Below are 19,143 nucleotides of genomic sequence, written 5' to 3' on the forward strand. Positions count from 1 at the left end.
ATGAATGCCAGCGACCGCACCCCTGCCGACCTGCTGCGTTCCGCGCTCGCCGCGGACCCCGCCCGCCCCATGGTCACTTTCTACGACGACGCCACCGGAGAACGCGTCGAACTGTCGGTGGCCACCTTCGCCAATTGGGTGGCCAAGACCGCCAACCTGCTCCAGGGCGACCTCGCCGCGGAGCCCGGTGACCGGCTCGCCCTGCTGCTCCCCGCGCACTGGCAGTCCGCGGTCTGGCTGCTCGCCTGTTCCTCGGTCGGCGTCGTCGCGGAGGTGGGGGGCGATCCCTCCGCCGCCGATCTGGTCGTCACCGGACCGGACACGCTGGAGGCCGCGCGGGCCTGCCGCGGTGAGCGGATCGCGCTGGCGCTGCGTCCGATGGGCGGCCGGTTCCCGCAGCCGCCGGAGGGCTTCGCGGACTACGCGGTGGAGGTGCCGGGCCAGGGCGACCGGTTCGCTCCGTTCGCCCCGGTGGACCCGGACGCGCCGGCGCTGACCGTGGGCGATGTCGCGCTCAGCTCGGCGGAGCTGGTCGCGCGGGCCCGCGCGGACGGTGCGGCGCTGGGCCTGGGCGCCGGTTCGCGGCTGCTCTCGGGGCGTACGTACGACACCTGGGACGGCCTGAGCGCCGGACTGTTCGCGCCGCTGGCGACCGGGGGTTCCGTGGTGCTGTGCCGGCATCTCGGAGAGCTCGGCGGGGACGGACTGGCACAGCGCGTCGAGAGCGAGCGGGTCACCCGGACCGTGTGACAGCGGCCCGGTACGACAAGCGGTCCGAGGACCACCCGTCCGGCCCATCGTGGGCCGAGCCCCCCGGGTGATTCGTCAACTCCGGTACATGATCTGCGGTACAGACCACTCAAGGCACAACCAAGCGTGAGGTTCAGCCGTCTACTTCTGCAACCGGCGGCCCATCGCGCCGCCGAACGTGAAGGATGGACGCAGACGTGACCGAAAGCGCCGGCACTCCGGCCGACCCCGACGACTCGGCCGCGGGCGAGGACCAGACGCCGGACGGTTCGTCCGGCACGGAGCCCGGCGAGAAGCCCGCGCCGGAGAACGCCGCTGAGAACGCCTCCGGGAACACCCCGGGAACCGCTTCGGGAACCACCTCGGAAAGCAGTCCCGGAAGCGCCTCGGAGAACGTCTCGGAGGACGCCTCCGCGAGCACCCCGGGCGGCGAGACCCGGAGCGGCTCCGGCAGCGGGCCGGGCGGCGGTGCCTCGGACAGACCGCCGCCCGGGGGCCCCGCCCCCGGTCCGACCCTCGACATCACCGTCAAGCGCAAGCGGCACTGGCTGCGCTGGACGGCGCTCGGGGCCTCGTTCGTCGTGCTGGTCGCGGCGGGCGCCGGCTGGTGGCTGTACAAGAAGCTCGACGGCAACATCAAGACGGACACCTCCGCGGCCGCCGAGCTCAAGGCGTACGAGAAGGAGCGCCCGCCCTCCGTCGTCCACAACGCGGAGAACATCCTGCTCATCGGCTCCGACAGCCGGGCCGGGGACAACCGCGAGTACGGCCGCGACGACGGCGGCAGCCAGCGCTCCGACACCACGATCCTGCTGCACCTGGCCGCGAACCGGAAAAGCGCCACCGCGATGTCCATCCCGCGCGACCTGATGGCGAACATCCCGGCCTGCCACAAGGCGGACAAAACTGCCAGCAGACCGCAATTCGCCCAGTTCAACTGGGCTTTCGAGTTCGGTGGAACCGCCTGCACCATCCGCACCGTCGAAAAGATGACAGGCGTCCGCATCGACCACTACATGGTCGTCGACTTCAACGGCTTCAAGGACATGGTCGACGCGGTGGACGGCGTGGAGATCTGTCTCAAGGAACCGATCAACGACAGCGCGGCCCACCTCAAGCTCCCGGCGGGCCGCAAGAAGCTCAACGGCGAGCAGGCGCTGGGGTACGTAAGGGTCCGCAAGTCGATCGGCAACGGCAGCGACACCGAACGGATGGACCGCCAGCAGCAGTTCCTGGGCGCGCTCGTCAACAAGGTGCAGAGCAACGGCGTACTTCTCAACCCGACCAGGCTCTACCCGGTCCTGGACGCGGCGACGAAGGCGCTGACCACGGACCCGGGACTGGACACCCTGAAGGACCTGTACGACCTGGTGCGCGGCATGCGCGACGTACCGACCGACAAGGTTCAGTTCCTGACCGTTCCCCGGCAGCCGTACGCCGCCAACCGGAATCGGGACGAACTGGTGCAACCCGATGCGGACAGGCTCTTCAAGCGACTGCGCGACGACAAGCCGCTCACGGTGGTTCCCGCAGATCAGCTCAATGGTGACGACGGCAGGAGCACCGACGACGGTGGGGGTTCGGAACATTCACAGAATGAAGGCAGCGGCAGCCGGTCCGGTGAGCCCACGGATGGGGAATCGGGTGCGACAGGCGCCCCGGGACCCAGTCCCACACCCACCTATTCGGGTAACAACGCCGCGACCGACCTGTGCAAGCAGTAAAGCAATTACCAAGCAGCCATCAACGTTCGGCGCGCAATGGGAAGAATGCCCGGTTGTAAGGGCCGTGGAATACGTCACGCCCATCGCTCGGCGCCGAACCGGACGGATAGTGTGACGCGATCCGGTTGCTCCGGCCCCTGGGGCCGAGCAGTTCCGGAGCGAAAGATTGAGCGCCTTTCGGGGGAGGCGCCTCGCGTGGCACCGACGGAGGACTCAAGCAACCGTGGATGCACAAGGCCGTGGGCGGGCGGAAGACATGGATCCCGCAGACCAATGGGTCCTCAACCCGGACACCGGCGACTACGAACTGCGACTGAACCAATCCGGAGGGGATTCGGGCGGCGGCCGGGCTCCTTCGGCGCCTCGCGGCAGCCGGCGCCCGGACACCGGCGGTGAGAACACCGGCCGGCGGCGGAGCTCCCCGCGCGACGCCGGAGCGCGTGGCGCCGGGCCCGGCCGCGAAGTCCCCAGGCAGGGCGGTCGCCGCTCGGCCCGCGACCAGGAGACCCGCGCCAAGGAGGGTCCGGGTGCGTCCTCGAAGGAGAACAGCGCCGGCCGCCGAAAGCGCAAGGCGCCCAAGGCCCGCCGCAAGAAGGCGCTGATCTGGACCGGCGGCGTGGTGGCCTTCCTGCTCGTCGGTGCCTCGGTCGGCGGTTACGCGCTGTACCAGCACTTCAACGGCAACCTGAACTCCGTGGACATCGGCGACGCCGGCAACAAGGACGTCGTCACGGCCGACGCGCCCCTCAACATATTGGTCATCGGCACCGACAAGCGGACCGGCAAGGGCAACGAGGGCTACGGAGACAAGGGCAGTACCGGCCATGCCGACACCAACATCCTGTTCCACGTCTCCGAGGACCGCACCAACGCCACCGCGCTGAGCATCCCGCGCGACCTCATCACCAACATCCCGGAGTGCAAGTCAAGGCAGCCCGACGGGACCGACAAGGTCATCCCGGGCACGGAGAACATCCGGTTCAACGTCAGCCTCGGCCAGTCGGGCCGCGACCCGGGCTGCACGATGGAGACCGTCAAGGAGCTCACCGGCCTCAAGGTCGACCACTTCATGATGGTCGACTTCAACGCGGTCAAGGAGCTGTCCACGGCGGTCGGCGGTGTGAACGTCTGCCTCGCGAGGCCGATCAAGGACGCGGACTCCCACCTCGACCTGTCGGCGGGCCCGCACAAGATCCAGGGCGAGGACGCGCTGGCGTTCGTACGGACCCGGCACAGCTTCGCCAACGGGAGCGACCTGGACCGGATCAAGGTCCAGCAGCAGTTCATCGGCTCGATGATCCGGCAGATGAAGTCGGACGACACCCTGACCAGTCCGACGAAGCTCTTCAAGCTGGCGGACTCGGCGACCAGGGCCCTGACGGTCGACAAGGCCATCGGTTCGGTGCCGAAGCTGACCAAGCTCGCCAAGGAACTCACCAAGATCGACACGAAGAACATCACGTTCGTCACGCTTCCGGTGATCGACAACCCGGCCGAGCCGAAGCCGATCACGGTCGTCGTGGACCCGGTGAAGGCACCGCAGCTGTTCTCGATGATGCAGGCGGACACCTCGCTGACCGAGGTGGCCGCGCAGAAGAAGGCGGCCAAGGGCAAGCAGGACGCCCTCCTCAAGGGCACCAAGGCGGCGGCCGGCGACGTACGCGTCGACGTCTACAACGGCGGCGAGATCTCCGGAGCCGCTCAGCAGACCGTGACCTGGCTGCAGAACGAGAAGGGCGTCCTGAAGTCCACGAACAAGGCCAACGCCCCGGCGAAGGCCGCCAAGACGACGCTTGAGTACGCCCCGAACCAGGCGGACCAGGCACGGGCGCTCGCCGCGATGATGGGGCTCCCCGGATCGGCGCTCAAGAAGGGCACCACCGATGCGGAAGGGCTCCAGGCGATGGTCCTGACCCTGGGGAGGGACTTCAAGGGTGCGGGCACCCCGATCACCGGGCCGGCCAAGATCGACATTCCGAAGGCCAGTGCCGACAAGGCAGAGTGCGCCAAGTGACACCGGGTCACTGCGCGATATCGCGAGTCTGAGCAGCAGGGGGAACCGGTGGGACGAAGCAGCACGCCAGGGGAGGGCACCCGACCACGGGTCCGGCATGCCGGTCAACTCGGCTGGGACGACGGCCTCTACGAGGACGGGAAGGACCAGGCCCCGATTCCCGACGGGAGCGGGGACGAGGCAGGCAGCGGTCGCTCCGCAGGAGGCGGGGGCGGCGACCGCGCCGCCGGCCCCGGCGGGCGGCGGGGCCGGCCCCGCCGCGCCGGCCGGACGAAGAAGCGGCGGATACTGCGCTGGATCGCCTTCTCCCTCGCCTTCGTCATACTCGGCACCGGCGCGGCCGGTTACCTGTGGTACGAGCACCTCAACGGAAAAATCCGCAAGGGGGCGCGCAGCGCCGGCAACAGCGCGGCGAAGAAGACCGCGCCGAACGCCGCGGGCCAGACCCCGCTGAACATCCTGATGATCGGCTCCGACAGCCGCAACAGCGCGGAGAACCTCAAGCTCGGCGGCTCGAAGGAGAGCGTGGGCGGCACGCCGCTGGCCGATGTGCAGATGCTGCTCCACGTCTCGGCCGACCGGAAGAACGCCTCGGTCGTCAGCATCCCGCGCGACACCCGCGTCGACATCCCGGCGTGCAAGAACCCCGACACCGGCGAGAAGTACGCCGCCACCAACGGCATCATCAACGAGACCCTGCGCGGCGGCCCCGGCTGCACCCTGGACACCTGGGAGAAGCTCACCGGGGTCTACATCGACCACTGGATGATGGTCGACTTCGCGGGTGTGGTGGACATGGCGGACGCCGTGGGCGGCGCCTGGGTGTGCGTCAAACAGAACGTCAACGACGTGCCCAAGCCCGGGGTGCCCGGCGGCTCCCATCTGCGGCTGACGGCCGGCAAGCACAAGATCAAGGGCGAGGACGCGCTGAAGTGGCTGCGCACCCGGCACGCCTTCGCGAGCGACATCGGCCGGTCCCAGGCGCAGCACATGTACCTGAACTCGGTCCTGCGGGAGCTGAAGAGCCAGGACGCGTTCACCGACTCCGGCCGGCTGGTGAACCTCGCCGAGACCGCCGTCGGCTCGCTCCAGGTCTCCGACGAGATCGGCACGGTGAAGAAGCTGTTCGACCTCGGCATGCAGCTGAAGAACGTGCCGCTGGACAAGATGAACATGCTGACGATGCCGCGGATCCAGGACCCCGAGGACCCCGACGCCCATGTGCTGCCGAAGCCGGGTGCCGCGGAGAAGCTCTGGGCGCTGATCCGGGACGACGAGTCGCTCGACCCCAAGGACCGCGCCAAGGCGAAGAAGAAGACGCCGGCCGGACCGAAGGCCGCCGCTCCCGCCTCCCTCGGGGTGACGGTCGTGAACGGCACCTCCGGCGACGGCCAGGCCCCCACCCAGGGCCGTGCCGCGGAGGTCCAGAACCTGCTGAAGGCCAAGGGCTTCACCGAGGCGGGCACCTCGCCCGATCCCGCCTCCGCGCGGACGACCGAGGTCGCCTACCCGAAGAGCTCGGGCGCCCAGGGCAGGTCGGACGCGCTGTCGCTCGCCAAGGCGCTGTCGATGCCGACGAGCGCGGTGAAGGAGAGCCCGGACGGGTCCGGCCTGACGCTCACGGTCGGCTCGGACTGGCGGACGGGCTCCACGTTCCCGAAGGCCGCGGCGGACGACAGCGATCCGCTGGAGGACACCGAGTCGGTCAACGGCGCCAAGTCGGACGAGTGCATGGACGTGTACTGGCCGTACCGCCAGATGTAACGGACGCGCGGGACACGCGTGGAGGCGCCGGGGGCCGGAACAGTCCCCGGCGCCGGGGGCTCCGGCCTCATGGGCGGCAACTTCCGGCCGCCGCGTTACCGCGAATGGGGGAACCCGGAGCGCGCCGCCGGGTTGCGGGCCGGGATGCAGATCGTATGGGCCTACCGTGCGACAGGTCCCCCTTGCACCGCGGAGGTGTCCCCCCGTGCCCACGCCGCACCGCTCCCCCCGTCCGCCCCGGCCCCGCGCCGCTCCCCCGCGGCGCGGACGGCCCAGAAAGCAGGACGAGAGGCCACGCTGGGGCATGCGGATGGCGACCGGGCTCTCCGTGCTGGTCCTCGGGGCCGGTGGCATCGGCCATGCCGTCGTGACCAACCTGGAGAGCGGGATCGACCGGATCGACCCGTTCAAGGACATGAAGAACCGGCCCTCGGGCGGTCACGGCATGAACCTGCTGCTGGTCGGCACCGACGGCCGCGACAAGATCACCAAGGAGGAGAAGGCGAAGTACCGGCTGGGCGGTGCGCCCTGCCACTGCACGGACACGGTCATGCTGGTGCACCTGTCGGCGGACAAGAAGCGGGCCAGCATCGTCAGCCTGCCACGCGACAGCTACGCCGAGATCCCCGAGCACCGGGACCAGAACACCGGCGAGGAGCACGCGGCCCACCCGGTGAAACTGAACGCCGCCTACGCCGAGGGCGGGCCCAATCTGACCGTGCGGACCGTCGAGCACATGACGGGCGTCAAGGTCGACCACTACCTGGAGGTCGACTTCACCAGCTTCATGACGACGGTCGACACCCTGGGCGGGGTGCGGATCTGCACCACCCGGCCGATGAAGGACTCCTACACGGGTCTCGATCTCGCGGCGGGCACCCATGAGCTGGACGGTGGCCAGGCGCTCCAGTACGTACGCTCCCGGCACATCGACGCCGCCGCCGACCTGGGCCGGATGCAGCGCCAGCAGAAGTTCATGGCCTCACTGATCAAGCAGGCGACCAGCAGCGGGGTGCTGCTGAACCCGGTGAAGTTCCGCGAGGTCGCCTCGACGATGCTGAAGTCGGTACGGGCCGACAAGGGATTCGGTACGCAGCAGATGCTGGACCTCGGCCAGGCGATGCAGGGCTTCTCCGCCGCCTCGTCGGAGTTCACCTCGGTGCCGATGAGCGATGTCGCCTACCCGGTCAAGGGCATCGGCTCGACGGTGAAATGGGACCCGGAGAAGTCGAAGCAGCTGTTCCAGGCGCTGCGCGAGGACAAGCCGCTCACCGTGAAGCGGCCCGAGCAGGCGCCGGCGAAGAAGGTGGACGTGCCGCCGCAGCAGATCCGGGTGCAGGTCTACAACGGGACCCCGAAGGACGGCCTCGGCTCCACGGTCGACGCCGCGCTGCACCGCACCGGCTTCGACACCACCCGGGCCCCGCTCAACGGGGAGCAGCGCGATCTCAAGCACACCCTGGTCACCTACGACCCGCGCTGGGACCGGTCCGCGAGGTCGCTGGCGGCGGCGCTGCCGGGGGCGGAGCTGAGGCCGGTGACGGGCCAGGGCCCCACGATGAAGGTGACCGCGGGCACGGACTACGCCAAGGTGGAGCGGGTCCGGGCCGAGGAGTCCGATCCGGGCAGGTTCGGGGCCGTCACGGGCGACGAGGTGACGTGCCCGTGACGGCCCGGACGTAACGGCTTCCGGTTGCCGGTCCTCAGTCCTCGATGCCGTCGGCGGCGCGCTTCTCGCGCAGTTCCCTGATCGCGCGGCGCCGGGCCAGCCGGTGCGTACGGCGGATCTGTGCCTCCTGGTAGCGCCGGTTGTCCCGCTCGGTCTCCGGGATGACCGGCGGTACGGCGCGGGGGCGGCCGTCCGCGTCGACCGCCGCGAACACCAGGTAGGCGCTGCCGACCTGCTGCGCCGGGGTCGACTCGTTCCACCGCTCGGCCATGACGCGGACGCCGACCTCCATCGAGGAGCGGCCGGTCCAGTTCACCTGGGCGCGGACGTGAACGAGATCACCGACGCGGACCGGCTCCAGGAAGACCATCTCGTCCATCGAGGCCGTCACGGCGGGGCCGCCGGAGTGCCGGCCCGCCACGGCGCCCGCCGCGTCGTCGACCAGCTTCATGATCACGCCGCCATGCACCGTACCCAGCAGATTCGTGTCGCTGCCGGTCATGATGTGGCTGAGGGTGGTCCGGGAGGCCGCGGTCGGCTTGCCCGGAATGTCGCCCTCCGGGCGCGGGGCCTGATCTGTCATGCCCTCCACCTTATGCGGGGGCTTCGAGCCCGTCGCAATGCATCAGCTTCGCAACAGCCCGGGTCCGATTTCCCTTACACCCTGTAATAGCAGTGGGCCCGGCCTGCACACTGGACCGCATGAACGATTGGCCCGAGGGCTGGAACGACGACAACCGCGGCGGCAACCGCTACGGGCAGGGAAGCGCGAGCGACCGGCCCGAGGGCGCCCGCGCGATGCCGCACGTCCAGCGCCCCGTCCCGCCCCAGCAGCCCGCTCCCTCGCAGCGGCACCCCGCCCCGCCGAGGCAGCGGCAGGTACCGCAGCAGCCCGGCGGCTACGACGAAGGGCCGCAGTACGACAGCGGCTACAACACGGGCCAGGTCTACGGCGGCGGCAACGGCGGCCAGGGCGGCGGACCCGGCGACGGCGGATACGTCCAGGGCCGGCCGGCGGCCGCGCCGGACTGGCGGCGCCGGATCAAGATCGGCGCGCTGGTCCTGGTGGTCGTGGTGCTCGGTGTGTCCATCGGCACGTACTTCTGGGCCGACTCCAAGCTGAAGCGCGACGTCGACCTCTCCAAGGTCATCGAGCGGCCGAAGGCCGGCGACGGCACGAACTACCTGATCGTCGGTTCCGACAGCCGCGAGGGCATGACGGCCGAGGACAAGAAGAAGCTCCACACCGGCTCCGCCGAGGGCAAGCGGACCGACTCGATGATGATCCTGCACGACGGCGGGGACGGCCCGACGCTGGTCTCGCTGCCGCGTGACTCGAACGTCGAGATCCCGTCGTTCGTCGGCTCCGAGTCCGGCAAGAAGTACGAGGGCAAGGGCCGTACGACCAAGCTGAACGCCGCGTACGCCGAGGACGGGCCCGAACTGCTGGTCCGTACCGTCGAGTTCAACACCGGCCTGCACATCGACCACTACGTCGAGATCGGCTTCGGCGGCTTCGCCCAGATCGTGGACGCGATCGGCGGGGTCGAGCTCGACATCCCCAAGGCCTTCAAGGACAAGAACTCCGGCGCCGACTTCAAGGCGGGCAAGCAGACGCTGAACGGCGAGCAGTCCCTCGCCTTCGTCCGCACCCGGTACGCCTTCGCGGCCAGCGACCTGGACCGTACGAAGAACCAGCAGAAGTTCCTCGCGGCGCTGGCGAACCAGACGGCGACGCCGTCGACGATCCTCAACCCGTTCAAGCTCTACCCGACGATGGGCGCGGGTCTGGACACCCTGATCGTCGACAAGGACATGTCCCTCTGGGACCTGGGCCAGATGTTCTTCGCCATGAAGGGCGTCACGGGCGGCGACGGCAAGTCGATGAACATGCCGATCTCCGGCTCCACGGGCGGCAACCTGGTCTGGGACAAGGCCAAGGTCAAGCAGCTGGTCGAACAGCTCAACAACGACGAGAAGGTCACGGTCTCGGACAACTGAGACGGTCGCGCCCCGACGCCACACCTGACGGTCCCGCCCTGCCGGGCGGGACCGTTCGTCGTTCCGCCGGGCAGCCTCTAGGGTGAGCCGATGTCAACGATCAAGCAGTTCCAGGTCACCTTCGACTGCGCGGACCCCGAGCGCGTCGCCCGTTTCTGGTGCGAGGTGCTGGGTTACGTCGCCCCGTCGCCACCGGAGGGGTTCGCCACGTGGGACGACTTCAACAGCACGCAGCCGGCCGAGAGCCGGGGCGCGTGGTTCGCCTGTTCCGACCCCTCGGGGGTGGGGCCGCGGCTCTACTTCCAGCGCGTCCCCGAGGGCAAGGCCGTCAAGAACCGGGTGCATCTCGATGTACGGGTCGGCACCGGACTGGTCGGCGAGGAGCGCCTCGCGGCGCTTGAGGCCGAGTGCGTACGCCTGGTCGCGCTCGGCGCGGTCCGCGGGCAGCTCCTGCGGGCCGACGGCGAGAACGAGTCGTGCCAGCCGATGCAGGACGTCGAGGGCAACGAGTTCTGCCTCGACTGACCCGGCCGTATCCAGCCCGCCCGGCGATTGGGGACAAGCGGCCACCGGACGCGGCCCGCGCGCTTCCGCACCGGCCACCCCGCCACCGGTTCCGTCCTCGGACGCCGGACGGGCTGAAGCGGCCCGGCGCTACGCCCTCCCCTGGGCCAGCAGGGCGAGGTGCGGCAGCACCAATTCGCCGCCCTCCACGGCGAACTCCTTGCTCAGCACGTCGTACTCGCGCTTCGCCGCCGCCACGCCCTCCGGGCCCCGGCTGTTGACCAGCTGCCCGATCGCGGCGACTCCGGCGGCGGGGCCCTCCCACCACTCCTCCGCGTCCGCGCGGTGGTCCCAGGACAGCGGCTCGCTCCGTGCGTCCCTGAGCCCGGCAGCCGTGAGCAGGGCCGCCAGGCCGGGTGCGGTGCGCGGGAAGTTGTGCTCCTCGTCGACCGTGGCCAGCCAGTCGGGCCGCACCAGTCCGGCCGCCTCCGCGGCCCGCCCGATCAGCCGCTGCCCGGAGCCCCCGGGCACCTGCCAGATGGTGACGGCGACCCTGCCTCCGGGGCGGGTGATCCGGCGCAGCTCGACGAGCGCGTCCATCGGCCGGCCCACGTGGTTGAGCACGAAGTTCGCCACCACCGCGTCGAACTCACCGTCGGGGTACGGGAGCTGGGGCAGCGACCCGTTGCGCACCTCCACCCCGGGCGCCGCCTTCCGGGTGACCGCGACCATGCCGGGTTCGGCGTCCACGGCCCGTACGACCGCGCCCCGGCCGGCGGCGGCGACCGTCACCGTGCCGCTGCCGCACCCCACGTCGAGCAGCCGGGTCCCGGACCCCACGGCGGCGGCGTCCAGCAGGGCGGGCACCGTACGGGCGCAGAGCCGGGCGAAGGTCCGGGCGTAGCTCTCGGCCCGCCCGTCCCAGATCCGCCGCTCACTCACGTCGAACGCGGTCATGCGATACCTCCTGCCGGGCCTTGCGGCTCCACTTCGTCCAGATCCTCGTGGAGCGCGTCCAGAACCCGCCCCGTGCGCCGCCCCTCCGGCGACAGTTCGGCCAGGCACCAGCCGGGCAGCCGGGCCTCGGTCCCGGGCGGCAGATCCCCGTCGGCCGGCCCGGCCAGCCCCTGGAGCAGACCGAACGCGGTGTCCTTCGCGATCTCCCGGGCCATCTCGCCCAGTTCGTCCGGGGTCAGCCCGAGCCGCAGCGCCCTCCTGACGGCCGACGCCGCGGGCCCGTCCTCCCGGTAGGCCTCGACCCAGCCGGGCGCCGCCGCGCTCCAGGCGTCGATGTCCTGCCAGACCATGCGCAGGAACCGGAACCGGGCCAGCTGGGGAATGTTCTCCTCGGCCTCCGACTCCGCCCAGCCCACCGCGTCGTCGGCACCCAGCGCCTCGAACAGGCCGATCAGCTCGGCCGGTTCGGGCGGCTCGTCGATGTCCGTCATGGGTAGGGAAGGTACGCCACCGGCCCCGGGGCGGCGGAACCGCACCTGCCCCGGGGTCTTACGTTCGGACCGGGCCGCGTTCGCCTTGTCTGCCACACTGTTCGAGTGATCGTCCAGGCCGCCAGGAGACAGCGGGGGCCGGCGGTGCTCGCTGCCCTGATGCTTGCCGCGTTCACGTTCAACACGGCGGAGAACCTGCCGATCGGCCTCCTGGAGCTCATCGCCGAGGACCTGCACGTGTCCCTGCCGTCGGTCGGGTACCTGGTCACCGGTTACGGCGCGACGGTCGCCGTCGCGTCCCTGCCGCTGGCCCACTTCACGCGGACGCTGCCCCGGCGCCAGGTGCTCACGGCGCTGCTGGCCGCGCTCGTGGTGTCCAGCCTGGTCGCGGCGGTGGCCGGTTCGTACGGACCGCTGCTCGCGGCCCGGCTGTTGACGGCACTCGCCCAGGCGCTGTTCTGGGCGGTGATGGGGCCGGTCGCGGTGGGCCTGTTCCGGCCCGGGGTCCGGGGGCGGGTGGTCGGGGCGCTGTCCGTGGCCGGTTCGCTGGCCCTGGTGCTCGGCGTGCCCGCCGGGACGTGGCTGGGCCGGCAGAGCGGCTGGCAGGTGCCGGTCGCGGTGGTGGCGGCCCTGGGGTCCGTCTCCCTGGTGACGATCGCCGTCCTGCTGCCGACCTCCCGCCCGGACGAGGGGCACGCGGCGTACGGGAGCGCGCCCGACGCACGCAGGTTCGGCACGGTGCTGGCGGCGGGCGTCCTGTCCGCCACCGGGGCGTTCGCGGGATACACGTACGTCGTAAGGTTCCTGGGCGACGTGGGCGGGTTCTCCGGGAGCGCGGTCAACGCCCTGCTCGTGGCGTTCGGCGTCGCGTGCCTGGCCGGGGTGAGCGTCACCGGGGTGCTGCTGGACCGCTTCCCGCGGTCCGTGCTGGCCGCCGCCGTCGCCACCCAGGCGGTGGGCATGCTCGGCCTGTACACGACCGGTGGCAGTCCGGTGGCGGCGGCGGTGTTCCTGGCCCTGACGGGCGCCGCGCTCGGGCCGGTGTTCATGGCCACCCAGAACGAGATGCTGCACTGCGCGCCCGGCCGTACGGACCTGGCTCTGGCGGCCAACTCCGGTGGCTACAACGCCGGTATCGCCTCGGGCGCCGCGCTCGGCGGACTGGTCCTGACGCATGCCGGCGTACGGGGCACCTTCCTCATCGGCGGCCTCCTGACGGTCGCGGCCTGCGCGGTCCTGCTGGGCGAACGGCTGCTGCCCCGGGGCGCTGCCGGGAGGTCACGTCCCGGGGGCGGGGACAAGGCACGGCCGACGCCGTGACCGGCCCGGATGCCCGGTGTCGCGCGGCGGACGGGGGCTGGCGACAGGCCCTACGGCGGCCGGCCGGCGTACGGCGAACGCCCGAAGCCGAGCCCGGCCGGCGGCTGCTCGAAGGCGAGGGCCGCCGCCGCGAGGTCCTCGACGCCCGCCTGGAGGCCGAAGACGGGTGTGGCGGCCATGCCGGGGATGGCGATGGAGCCGATGTGCTCGATGCGTAGGGCCAACGGGCCCACTAAGGAACGCAGTTCGTCGGCCAGGGCGCGGCCCCGGTGCTCCCAGGCAGGGTCGGCGGGGCGAGTACGGGGCGTTCGGAGGCCGTGTCGGGGGTCATCCGGCCGAGTCCAGGAGACCGCTCGCCGTGAGCCCCCGCCTCAGCCGCGCGTGCTGCGGACGAGCCAGGGGCTGAGCATGGTGCGCGCGATGAGCTCCTTGTACGTCTCGTCCCCGGGCAGCGCCACGACAAGCCAGCAGCCGGCCGGGAAGCGCTTGACCTTCACGTGGGCCGTCCCGCCGTACACGGAGCGCAGGAACGCGGGTACGGAGTCGCGGGGGATGTCGTTGAACTCCACCCCCTCGACGGTGATCTTCGCGTCGTCCTCGGGAAACACCTGAACGGTGACCACGGGCGTACCGCCCAGTTCGACGAACGCCTCGTGCGGCAGCGCCCCGTCCGCGTCGAGAACGGCGAAGGCGCCCGCCGAGGTGCGCCGGGAGGTCTGGTCGGCACCGATGTCGTCGGTCACCGTCATCTCCAGGCCGTACGCGCGCGCGACCTCGCGGATCGCGGCGACGGCGGCCTCTGTGGTCGGCAGGTGTGGCTGTCCCATGCCGTCGATCATGCCTCAGCGGGGACGTACGGCGCGAAGTCCGGCCGCACCCGGACCCCCTCAGGGGCAGGAGCCGCCACCACCCGCCTCCGCGGCGCCGCTCCCCGGCACCGCGGAGTGGCGGGCCTGCGAGGAGGCACTTCTGTACCGTCAGAAGCGGTCGATCTCGTAGATCTTCTGGCCCGTGGACGAGTAGACCTGTGCGTGGTCGGCGGTGTCGAAAGCGACCTTGTAGGTGGCTTCGTTCGGACTCTGGGTCACTACGAGTGTGTAGCGGTCATCGGCGTCCGGGGTACTGGACATGGTGCAGGTCATCGGGCCGCCGATGTCCAGCGGGGCACCGTTGTCGTAGTAGAAGCCCGAACATCTGCCGTCCTCGCCGAAGACCTTGGGGCTGGAGGAGCCGGACGTCTTCCAGTTGCCGACCATGGCCGCCGAGCCGGACTTCTCTTCGCCGCCGGACGAAGCGGTGAGCGCCCGGATGCCGAAGAAGGCTGCGCCGAGCACCACGACGATCGTGATGACCGAGATCAGCGGATTCTGCACGACCTTGTTGATTATCTTGGTATTGGCTTTGATGTTGCCGAAGGTGGGGCCCGTAATGGCGGCTCCACCAGCCTGAACGCTACTTGACGGCCCATTGGCTGCCGCGGTGGTGCCGTCGCCGCCCGTCTGCGACGAGACAATGGCCTCCAGGGCCGCCGCGAACCGGGGGTCATGGTCTGCCGCGTCCTGGAGAGCGGTCTCGGCACGCGTACGCGCCGAAGGGGTGGGCTCACCGTTCTGCTGCGACTCGGACACCAGCCGCTGGATTGCCGGGTCCGTGCCCAGCTTGGCTTCCACGACATCCCACAGCCGCTGTGTGGTCAGCTCCAGCGCGCGGTCCGTGACCCCGTTGAGCCCCCTCCCTGCTCTTCGCGCCTTTCCCGCTGCCCACGCGATCAGCATTCCGACCACGACTTCCATGCCCATGTGTTGTCCTTCCGCCAGTGATCGAGATGACGCCGGTGGCACGTTGAAGCCCGGACTGCTACTCCGCTTCGACGGTGTAGGCGCAGTCCTTGTCGTACAGGGTCGAGGCCGGCTCGAAGGCGGGGTCCTTGCTGACGACATCGCACCCGACGTTGTCGACCGTCACGCTGATGGACTTCCACGGCCCGGAGTCGCCGAATCCGTCGGGGCTGTTCGGAGTGATCTCTGTTTCGAACAGGCCCTGCGTGGTGATCGGTCCCTTCGGGTCGCTGTGCACGTACCTGGCGACGGACTCCTGGTTTCCGTCGCAAAGGCTCATGTCGTCCGCCTCGACGGACACGGTCTGCTGGGAGGCCTCCGGCCAGGTGAAGCCCTTGACCGTTCTGGGGATCAGCTCAGTGGTGATCCCCACCAGGGCACGTTCCACACTGTCACCCGGTATGTAGGCGGCGCACCGCTCCTCCATGCCCGGCGGAGTGACACCGGCCTCGTAGATGACGTGCGGCGCGATGGTCACCTTGAGCGTCGCCTGGTAGCCGTCATGGTTCGTGATGTTCAGGACCAGCTTCCGCCCGGTGGCCGGGACCGGTGACTCGGACGGCGTCGGGGGCGAAGGTGACACCGGTGGAGCGGCAGGCGTGGCCCCGCCCACGGTGGACGACGACTCCGGCGTGCTGTCCGCGCTGTCGGCCGGCTCCTGCGTCGAGCCGCAGGCCGCGACGGGCAACAGGCAGGCGAACAGAGCTCCGGCGGCCAGCCAAGTTCTGGGCATATGGGATCCCCGTATCTGAGTCATCGGAGGAGGAGCATGAAATGCGCAGCCAAGGCCGTGAACGATGCCTATTTTGCCGGGAGTTCGGTACTTCATACGGTCTGTGGAAGCTGAAAGCTAGCACCTGGACGCAGCAATGAATGCGGTTCCGGGTTCTTTGCCGGGAACCGGATCGCCCGGCATCTCAGCCCTGGTTCGCTGCCGCCGTCCGGCGGATCCCCCCACTGGGGTCGTTTCATCCTGAAGCCGCTGGTCAGCGGCGGGCGGGAGGACAGCCACGCCGGGATCACCCCAGGGGTCCGCGCTCCAGCCCATGACGCCCCATGACGTAGCGGCGGACCCCGTCCTCGGAAGCGTCGTGACGGACGGCGACCCGTCCCGAGGCCGAGCCTCAAGGTGGCGTCTGTGCCCCACGGCTTCGCGGCGCCTGGTCGAGCGAGGTCCGCGGCGCCTCGGAGAGCAGACGCGGCGCGTCCAGGAAGTTGCTCTTGCCCGAACCGTCGGGCCCCACGAGCAGCAGCAACAGCTGCCCCAGACAGGCATCGGCCTCCGCGATGCCGCGGCAATGCCGGAGCCCCGCTCTGGTCAGCGAGAAATGGACCCGCGGAACCGCGAAGCGCCCCGCACCCGGGACGATCGGGTTGCGGGGCGCCGTGCTATGCGTCTGCTGCCGGTCGCGCGGCGGCTACGGCAGGTTCCGCGCCATCACGATCCGCTGGACCTGGTTCGTGCCCTCGTAGATCTGGGTGATCTTGGCGTCGCGCATCATCCGCTCCACGGGGTAGTCCCGCGTGTAGCCGTAGCCGCCCAGGAGCTGGACCGCGTCCGTGGTGACCTCCATCGCGACGTCGGAGGCGAAGCACTTGGCCGCGGCGCCGAAGAAGGTGAGGTCGCCGTCGAGGCGCTCGGACTTGGCGGCGGCCGAGTAGGTGAGCTGGCGGGCCGCCTCAAGCTTCATGGCCATGTCCGCGAGCATGAACTGGATGCCCTGGAAGTCGCCGATCGGCTTGCCGAACTGCTTGCGCTCCTGGACGTAGCCCTTGGCGTAGTCCAGCGCGCCCTGGGCGACGCCGAGGGCCTGGGCGGCGATCGTGATGCGGGTGTGGTCGAGGGTCTTCATCGCGGTGGCGAAGCCGGTGCCCTCCTCGCCGATCATGCGGTCGGCGGGGATGCGGACGTTGTCGAAGTAGACCTCGCGGGTCGGGGAGCCCTTGATGCCGAGCTTCTTCTCCGGGGCGCCGAAGGAGACGCCCTCGTCCGACTTCTCGACGACGAACGCCGAGATGCCCTTGGAGCGCTTGGTCGGGTCGGTGACCGCCATGACCGTGTAGTACTCGGAGACGCCCGCGTTGGTGATCCAGCGCTTCACGCCGTTGAGGACCCAGAAGTCGCCGTCGCGGACGGCCTTGGTCTTCATGCCGGCGGCGTCGGAGCCCGCGTCCGGCTCGGAGAGGGCGTACGAGAACATCGCGTCGCCCTTGGCGAGCGGGCCCAGGTACTTCTTCTTCAGGTCCTCGGAGCCGGACAGGATCACCGGGAGCGAGCCGAGCTTGTTCACGGCCGGGATGAGAGAGGAGGAGACGCAGGCGCGGGCCACCTCCTCGATCACGATGACCGTGGCGAGCGCGTCGGCGCCGGCGCCGCCGTACTCCTCCGGTACGTGGACGGCGTGCAGGTCGGCAGCGGTGAGGGCGTCCAGCGCCTCCTGCGGGAAGCGGGCCTCCTCGTCGACCGCGGCCGCGTGCGGGGCGATCTTCGCCTCGGCGAGGGCACGCACCGTCTCACGGAGCATCTCGTGCTCCTCGGCCGGACGGTACAGGTCGAAATCGGTCGAACCCGCCAAGACTCTCACTCCCCAGGATGCAGCTAACTACCGTTAAGTAACCTAATTTTAGGCGCCCGCCCCCGCAATGGCATACGAGCTGGGGCCGTGAGCTTCGCGACAGCCGGAATGGAGCGTTTCAGGGGCACGACTATGCTCGTTCACCGCACGTCTGTCCGCATCTCCCAGGAGCACTACATGGCCCTCAGGATCACTGTGATCGGCACCGGCTACCTCGGCGCCACCCACGCCGCGGCCATGGCGGAGCTGGGCTTCGAAGTGCTGGGGCTCGACGTCGTGCCCGAGAAGATCGAGCTGCTCTCGGCCGGCCGGGTCCCGATGTACGAGCCGGGGCTGGAAGAGATCCTGAAGAAGCACGTCGCGGGCATCGAGGGCGCCAGCGGCCGGCTGCGCTTCACCACCTCGTGGGAAGAGGTGGCGGAATTCGGTGACGTCCACTTCGTCTGCGTGAACACCCCGCAGAAGCACGGCGAGTACGCCTGCGACATGAGCTACGTGGACAGCGCCTTCGAATCGCTCGCACCGCTTCTGACCAGGCCCGCCCTGGTCGTCGGCAAGTCCACCGTGCCGGTCGGCTCCGCGGCCCGGCTCGCCGCCCGGCTCACCGGGCTGGCGCCCGCGGGCGACGCCGCGGAGCTGGCGTGGAACCCGGAGTTCCTCCGCGAGGGCTTCGCCGTCAACGACACGCTGCACCCGGACCGGATCGTCGTCGGCGTGGAGAGCGAGCGGGCCGAGAAGCTGCTCCGCGAGGTGTACGCCACACCGGTCGCGGAGGGCTCGCCGTTCGTGGTGACGGACTTCCCGACCGCCGAACTGGTGAAGACCTCGGCCAACTCCTTCCTGGCCACCAAGATCTCCTTCATCAACGCCATGGCCGAGGTCTGCGAGGCCGCCGACGGCGATGTCGTGAAGCTGGCGGAGGCGATCGGCCACGACGAGCGGATCGGGAAGAAGTTCCTGCGGGCCGGGATCGGGTTCGGCGGCGGCTGCCTGCCCAAGGACATCCGGGCCTTCATGGCGCGCGCCGGTGAACTGGGCGCCGACCAGGCGCTGACCTTCCTCCGCGAGGTCGACTCCATCAACATGCGGCGCCGCGGCCACATGGTGGAGCTGGCCAGGGAGGCCGTCGGCGGCGACTCGTTCCTGGGCAAGCGGGTGGGCGTCCTGGGCGCCACCTTCAAGCCGGACTCGGACGACGTACGCGACTCGCCCGCCCTGAACGTCGCCGGGCAGATCCACCTCCAGGGCGGCCAGGTCACCGTCTTCGACCCGAAGGGCATGGACAACGCCCGCCGCCTCTTCCCCACCCTCGGCTACGCGGACACCGCCCTGGACGCGGTGCGCGGCGCCGATGTGGTGCTGCACCTGACGGAGTGGAGCGAGTTCCGCGAGCTGGACCCGGTGACGCTGGGCGAGGCCGCGGGGCGCAAGCTCATCCTGGACGGGCGCAACGCACTGGACCCCGCGGTGTGGCGCGAGGCCGGGTGGACGTTCCGGGCGATGGGACGGCCGAAGGCCTGAACACCTGAGCCTGC

Annotated in this window: 16 protein-coding genes and 1 pseudogene; 9 read left to right on the forward strand and 8 right to left on the reverse strand. The window is 70.3% G+C overall.

Annotated features, from left to right (window positions below):
* From ACIP89_RS15180 to ACIP89_RS15200, 5 genes are all read left to right on the forward strand, one after another.
* A complete protein-coding gene (locus tag ACIP89_RS15180; protein ID WP_401926550.1) occupies positions 1 to 750 on the forward strand; it encodes a TIGR03089 family protein in 750 nt (249 codons plus the stop codon).
* Positions 751 to 947: 197 nt separating this feature from the next.
* Positions 948 to 2,474: an LCP family protein gene (locus ACIP89_RS15185; protein ID WP_402115240.1), complete on the forward strand. Its 1,527-nt coding sequence runs from the start codon at positions 948 to 950 to the stop codon at positions 2,472 to 2,474.
* Positions 2,475 to 2,697: 223 nt separating this feature from the next.
* Positions 2,698 to 4,488, forward strand: a complete 1,791-nt coding sequence (locus ACIP89_RS15190; RefSeq protein WP_402115241.1) for an LCP family protein — start codon at positions 2,698 to 2,700, stop codon at positions 4,486 to 4,488.
* Between the two features lie 48 nt (positions 4,489 to 4,536).
* On the forward strand, positions 4,537 to 6,252 hold the full coding sequence (locus ACIP89_RS15195; RefSeq protein WP_401926556.1) for an LCP family protein: 1,716 nt from the start codon (positions 4,537 to 4,539) through the stop codon (positions 6,250 to 6,252).
* Positions 6,253 to 6,556: 304 nt separating this feature from the next.
* Positions 6,557 to 7,921, forward strand: a complete 1,365-nt coding sequence (locus tag ACIP89_RS15200) for an LCP family protein (protein WP_401926558.1) — start codon at positions 6,557 to 6,559, stop codon at positions 7,919 to 7,921.
* Between the two features lie 34 nt (positions 7,922 to 7,955).
* Here ACIP89_RS15200 and ACIP89_RS15205 read toward each other — a convergent pair whose 3' ends face one another.
* On the reverse strand, positions 7,956 to 8,504 hold the full coding sequence (locus tag ACIP89_RS15205) for an acyl-CoA thioesterase (protein ID WP_124284167.1): 549 nt from the start codon (positions 8,502 to 8,504) through the stop codon (positions 7,956 to 7,958).
* Positions 8,505 to 8,623: 119 nt separating this feature from the next.
* Here ACIP89_RS15205 and ACIP89_RS15210 point away from each other — a divergent pair, with 119 nt between their 5' ends.
* Both ACIP89_RS15210 and ACIP89_RS15215 read left to right on the forward strand, forming a co-directional pair.
* On the forward strand, positions 8,624 to 9,922 hold the full coding sequence (locus ACIP89_RS15210) for an LCP family protein (RefSeq protein ID WP_402115242.1): 1,299 nt from the start codon (positions 8,624 to 8,626) through the stop codon (positions 9,920 to 9,922).
* 90 nt (positions 9,923 to 10,012) lie between these two features.
* Entirely contained in the window at positions 10,013 to 10,447 is a 435-nt protein-coding gene (locus ACIP89_RS15215; protein WP_401926562.1) for a VOC family protein, read from the forward strand.
* Between the two features lie 129 nt (positions 10,448 to 10,576).
* Here ACIP89_RS15215 and ACIP89_RS15220 read toward each other — a convergent pair whose 3' ends face one another.
* Both ACIP89_RS15220 and ACIP89_RS15225 read right to left on the reverse strand, forming a co-directional pair.
* Positions 10,577 to 11,383: a class I SAM-dependent methyltransferase gene (locus tag ACIP89_RS15220; RefSeq protein ID WP_402115243.1), complete on the reverse strand. Its 807-nt coding sequence runs from the start codon at positions 11,381 to 11,383 to the stop codon at positions 10,577 to 10,579.
* Positions 11,380 to 11,874, reverse strand: a complete 495-nt coding sequence (locus ACIP89_RS15225; protein ID WP_402115244.1) for a hypothetical protein — start codon at positions 11,872 to 11,874, stop codon at positions 11,380 to 11,382. The genes ACIP89_RS15220 and ACIP89_RS15225 overlap by 4 nt, the downstream gene beginning before the upstream one ends.
* Before the next feature lie 159 nt (positions 11,875 to 12,033).
* On the opposite strand from ACIP89_RS15225, the gene ACIP89_RS15230 reads away from it, so the two are divergent.
* Entirely contained in the window at positions 12,034 to 13,194 is a 1,161-nt protein-coding gene (locus tag ACIP89_RS15230) for an MFS transporter (RefSeq protein WP_402115530.1), read from the forward strand.
* 50 nt (positions 13,195 to 13,244) lie between these two features.
* Here the strand turns inward: ACIP89_RS15230 and ACIP89_RS15235 are convergent.
* From ACIP89_RS15235 to ACIP89_RS15255, 5 genes and pseudogenes are all read right to left on the reverse strand, one after another.
* Positions 13,245 to 13,478 (reverse strand): annotated as a pseudogene (locus ACIP89_RS15235) (GrpB family protein); the annotation flags it as partial.
* A gap of 87 nt (positions 13,479 to 13,565) precedes the next feature.
* Complete coding sequence (locus tag ACIP89_RS15240) at positions 13,566 to 14,021, reverse strand: hypothetical protein (protein ID WP_401926838.1); 456 nt, start codon at positions 14,019 to 14,021, stop codon at positions 13,566 to 13,568.
* A 150-nt stretch (positions 14,022 to 14,171) separates the two neighbouring features.
* Positions 14,172 to 14,993 carry a hypothetical protein gene (locus ACIP89_RS15245; protein WP_401926571.1) on the reverse strand — a complete coding sequence of 274 codons (822 nt, stop codon included), beginning with the start codon at positions 14,991 to 14,993 and terminating at the stop codon, positions 14,172 to 14,174.
* A 58-nt stretch (positions 14,994 to 15,051) separates the two neighbouring features.
* Positions 15,052 to 15,765, reverse strand: a complete 714-nt coding sequence (locus tag ACIP89_RS15250; protein ID WP_402115245.1) for a hypothetical protein — start codon at positions 15,763 to 15,765, stop codon at positions 15,052 to 15,054.
* A 685-nt stretch (positions 15,766 to 16,450) separates the two neighbouring features.
* Entirely contained in the window at positions 16,451 to 17,608 is a 1,158-nt protein-coding gene (locus ACIP89_RS15255; protein WP_371772830.1) for an acyl-CoA dehydrogenase, read from the reverse strand.
* Between the two features lie 177 nt (positions 17,609 to 17,785).
* Between ACIP89_RS15255 and ACIP89_RS15260 the strand changes: the two genes are divergently transcribed.
* Positions 17,786 to 19,129 (forward strand): UDP-glucose dehydrogenase family protein, encoded by a 1,344-nt coding sequence (locus ACIP89_RS15260; protein ID WP_402115246.1) that lies wholly within the window; start codon positions 17,786 to 17,788, stop codon positions 19,127 to 19,129.
* The last annotated feature ends 14 nt before the right edge of the window (positions 19,130 to 19,143 follow it).

Origin of the sequence: Streptomyces sp. NPDC088730 (genome assembly GCF_044751215.1) — a bacterium.
GTDB lineage: Bacteria > Actinomycetota > Actinomycetes > Streptomycetales > Streptomycetaceae > Streptomyces.

Excerpts from the sequence above, each read along its gene's own strand:
- ACIP89_RS15180 (WP_401926550.1), top strand. The coding sequence starts at position 1 with ATGAATGCCAGCGACCGCACCCCTGCCGACCTGCTGCGTTCCGCGCTC.
- ACIP89_RS15200 (WP_401926558.1), top strand. The coding sequence starts at position 6,557 with ATGCGGATGGCGACCGGGCTCTCCGTGCTGGTCCTCGGGGCCGGTGGC.
- ACIP89_RS15205 (WP_124284167.1), bottom strand. The coding sequence starts at position 8,504 with ATGACAGATCAGGCCCCGCGCCCGGAGGGCGACATTCCGGGCAAGCCG.
- ACIP89_RS15210 (WP_402115242.1), top strand. The coding sequence starts at position 8,624 with ATGAACGATTGGCCCGAGGGCTGGAACGACGACAACCGCGGCGGCAAC.
- ACIP89_RS15215 (WP_401926562.1), top strand. The coding sequence starts at position 10,013 with ATGTCAACGATCAAGCAGTTCCAGGTCACCTTCGACTGCGCGGACCCC.
- ACIP89_RS15220 (WP_402115243.1), bottom strand. The coding sequence starts at position 11,383 with ATGACCGCGTTCGACGTGAGTGAGCGGCGGATCTGGGACGGGCGGGCC.
- ACIP89_RS15225 (WP_402115244.1), bottom strand. The coding sequence starts at position 11,874 with ATGACGGACATCGACGAGCCGCCCGAACCGGCCGAGCTGATCGGCCTG.
- ACIP89_RS15230 (WP_402115530.1), top strand. The coding sequence starts at position 12,034 with ATGCTTGCCGCGTTCACGTTCAACACGGCGGAGAACCTGCCGATCGGC.
- ACIP89_RS15240 (WP_401926838.1), bottom strand. The coding sequence starts at position 14,021 with ATGGGACAGCCACACCTGCCGACCACAGAGGCCGCCGTCGCCGCGATC.
- ACIP89_RS15245 (WP_401926571.1), bottom strand. The coding sequence starts at position 14,993 with ATGGGCATGGAAGTCGTGGTCGGAATGCTGATCGCGTGGGCAGCGGGA.
- ACIP89_RS15250 (WP_402115245.1), bottom strand. The coding sequence starts at position 15,765 with ATGCCCAGAACTTGGCTGGCCGCCGGAGCTCTGTTCGCCTGCCTGTTG.
- ACIP89_RS15260 (WP_402115246.1), top strand. The coding sequence starts at position 17,786 with ATGGCCCTCAGGATCACTGTGATCGGCACCGGCTACCTCGGCGCCACC.